The organism is Methylocaldum sp. RMAD-M, assembly GCF_017832375.1.
GTDB lineage: Bacteria > Pseudomonadota > Gammaproteobacteria > Methylococcales > Methylococcaceae > Methylocaldum.
Genome location: NZ_JAFIBZ010000062.1, coordinates 1 through 2,820 on the forward strand (window position 1 = coordinate 1; position 2,820 = coordinate 2,820).

Genomic DNA, 2,820 nt, shown 5'->3' on the forward strand with positions numbered 1-2,820 from the left:
GTCGTGTGCTCCCTTTTCGTGAACCGCCCGGTGCGGACCCGCATGCCGTGGTGGTGTGGGGACTGGGGGTTAGAAACCCCTGGTTACCCGATTGGAGGCCAGGATGCGAATTCGATCGACGACAATAGTGGCGCACAGCGCCGCCAACGGAAGGTAAGCGATCGCGATCGGGTAATGTTTTGAATCGGCCCATGAGAAAGCCATCAGCGACGCAATGAGACCACCCAAGATGGCAAGCATCATTCCCAATGCCACGGTCCACACCCCGCGCTTTGGGACCCTGACTGCCGTAAGAAGGCAGACCAGAATAACGATGGAAACGACCACTCCGTCAGCGAGCGGCAGGCCTATCGAATCTGCATCTATGGGGTAGACGCCGAGGGAGAGATTGTGCCTTAGCGTGAAGTAGGAGACGACGTTAACTCCGCCAGCCGAAGCGAGGGCTAGGAGCGCTGCAGCCGTAGTCTTCACTCTGGCCTCCAACGTTAAAGCTCACCGGCGGAGCGAAGCGGAGTCCGGTGCAGCGCCTTGTTAGGCGTCATCGTACTGATATATGGCTCGATGTTTTTTATTGCTTTTGAAACGTACTCATCCTTCTCGCCAACCGGGGCAACGTAATGCAATGCTTCCTTGGCGGCTTCTTCGCCCTCGGCGCGGGCAATAATCCATGCGGCTAGATATTGCGACGCGAAACAACCTCCGGCGGTGGCGATGTTGCCCGATGCGTAGAAGGGTTGGTTCAGCACTTCAACCCCAGCTTCTTGTACCCAAGGTTTGGTTGTGAGATCTGTGCATGCAGGAACGTTGGCGAGTATGCCAAGCTTGGCAAGGATGAGCGTGCCGGAGCATTGCGCTCCGATAAGCTGGTGTGCGGGATCCAAGCGCAGAGCCGACATGATGGCTGAGTCATTTACGATCTCTCTCGTTTTGATGCCGCTGCCGACAATGACAGCGTCAGCGGAAGTTGCTTCCGCAAGGGTTGACTGCCCATGCACGGTCACGCCGTTCATTGAAGTGACAGCGCTCTCCGGACAGCAGAGCGTGACGCGCCAATCTGGTTTCTTGATTCGATTGAGCACGCCAAGCGCCACGAGAGAGTCGAGCTCGTTGAAGCCTTGGAAGGTGAGTATGGCGATGTGCATTTTTAATTACCTCTGATTTCGGGCATGACGCCTAACGTTTACGTTCAGCGGCGCAGCGTAGCGGAGTCCGCTGTAACGTTCAGTTAGACGCTGGCTCAGGGACGAAGAAATGCAATATTTGCTCTACCAAAAACGTCGGTGCTTCTTCTGGCACAAAATGCCCACTTTCTTCGGCAATGGCTCCCTTGAGGTTATCAGCCTTTGGTATCATTGCCTTAAAGAGATTATCAGAAACCCCGTATCGCCCCGCAATAGTAAGAATTGGCATGCTGAACTTTCTATCCGCATAGGTTGAGACAAACTTGGCATCGTCCGGTAACGCACGATAGTAATTAAACCCGGCTGTCATGCCTCCCGGACTGGCATAGTACTTAGCATACTCGTCAACTGCGTGTGGAGTAATGGCATCTTTTTGATGAGCCCACTTCCTCATTTGCGCTGAAATATATTCCCGCTCCCGATTTTTAGTCAGCATCTCTGGGAAATCCGCGGCCATATGAAATCCATAATGCCACATTCCGCCCTTTGCAGAATCCATATTCTCAGTTCCGGGAGGCATGCAATCCACTAGGATAAGTTTTGTTACCAATTCGGGATACAACAAACCAAGCACATAAGCCGCTTTTCCTCCCATATCGTGACCTACGACAAATGCCGAACTTCCTCCAAAATGCTTAATTAGTTCTGCTATGTCACTGGCAATAGTCTTCTTGTCATATCCCGTTTGCGTTTTCTGCGAAAGCCCTAAACCCCGTAAATCCGGAACAACAACAGTAAACTTACTGGCAAGAATTGGCATGACTTTGTTCCACTCATACCAAGTCTGTGGCCAGCCATGGAGGAGAATGAGCAACGGACCTTTTCCCATCTTAACGTAATGCATGCGTATACCGTTCACATGCGTGAATTCACTCTTTGCGCCTTTAGGCAAAGCAGCGGCATTAGACGAGAGAGTCAGGCATAACAGGATTAATAAAATCAATGATATAAGTTTTTTCATTGTTTATTTGGTTTAGATTGCGCAAATCTTGGTATGAAATGGCTGTTTGTCTAACAACCAATCTAACCCGACGGGGTTGAGCGCTGTGTTAGGCGCGACGAGCTTGGAGAAATGGTGGCTTGCCAATAGCATCCCCTCTCGGTCATAGAACCGGTGAGCGTCCTTTGTCTGAACTCCTGAATCGAGGTGTAGCTGCTCGCACCCCTGCTTCTCAGCAAACTCGGTGAGCCATGATAGTAGGGCAGAGCCGAAGCCGCGAGAGCGGTGGCTTGATAGCGTAACGAGATCATCAACGTACAAGAAGCACCCCCACGCTAGGCTTTCGCCCAGCCGGAATCCAGCTGCGGCGACAGGCCCTTCGGGCTCTTGTAGATAGGCCAAGAGATACCCGGACTCCTCAAGGGCTCGCACCTTTGCGACAAAAGAGCCTTCGTCCAGTTGCGGCCGAAGCTCGCGCATTAACGGGAAACAGGCAAGTATTTCTTCATCCGATCTTGCTATTTGTACTTTCATGCGGTGTTTCCTGCGCCTAACGTAAAGTTGAGTGGCGCGCCGCGTTTGGCGCGTCCCTCTCGAACGCCGTGTGTACGCCCGACATGGGCATGAACTGATGGGGTGAGAGTCCCCTGTAGGAGTACCTGTAATGCCCATTCTTTGGGCCAATGTAACTACTAGCCG

4 protein-coding genes are annotated in these 2,820 nt (G+C 52.4%); all 4 read right to left on the minus strand.

Translation table 11 applies throughout. The annotated features are described in order from the left end of the window. Positions 1 to 69: 69 nt before the first annotated feature. Entirely contained in the window at positions 70 to 471 is a 402-nt protein-coding gene (locus JOD69_RS24375) for a hypothetical protein (protein ID WP_210024367.1), read from the minus strand. 14 nt (positions 472 to 485) lie between these two features. Then, positions 486 to 1,142 (minus strand): DJ-1/PfpI family protein, encoded by a 657-nt coding sequence (locus JOD69_RS24380; RefSeq protein WP_086135667.1) that lies wholly within the window; start codon positions 1,140 to 1,142, stop codon positions 486 to 488. A 79-nt stretch (positions 1,143 to 1,221) separates the two neighbouring features. Continuing rightward, on the minus strand, positions 1,222 to 2,142 hold the full coding sequence (locus tag JOD69_RS24385) for an alpha/beta hydrolase (protein ID WP_086135668.1): 921 nt from the start codon (positions 2,140 to 2,142) through the stop codon (positions 1,222 to 1,224). 12 nt (positions 2,143 to 2,154) lie between these two features. Beyond that, a complete protein-coding gene (locus JOD69_RS24390) occupies positions 2,155 to 2,655 on the minus strand; it encodes a GNAT family N-acetyltransferase (RefSeq protein ID WP_086135669.1) in 501 nt (166 codons plus the stop codon). Between the last annotated feature and the right edge of the window lie 165 nt (positions 2,656 to 2,820).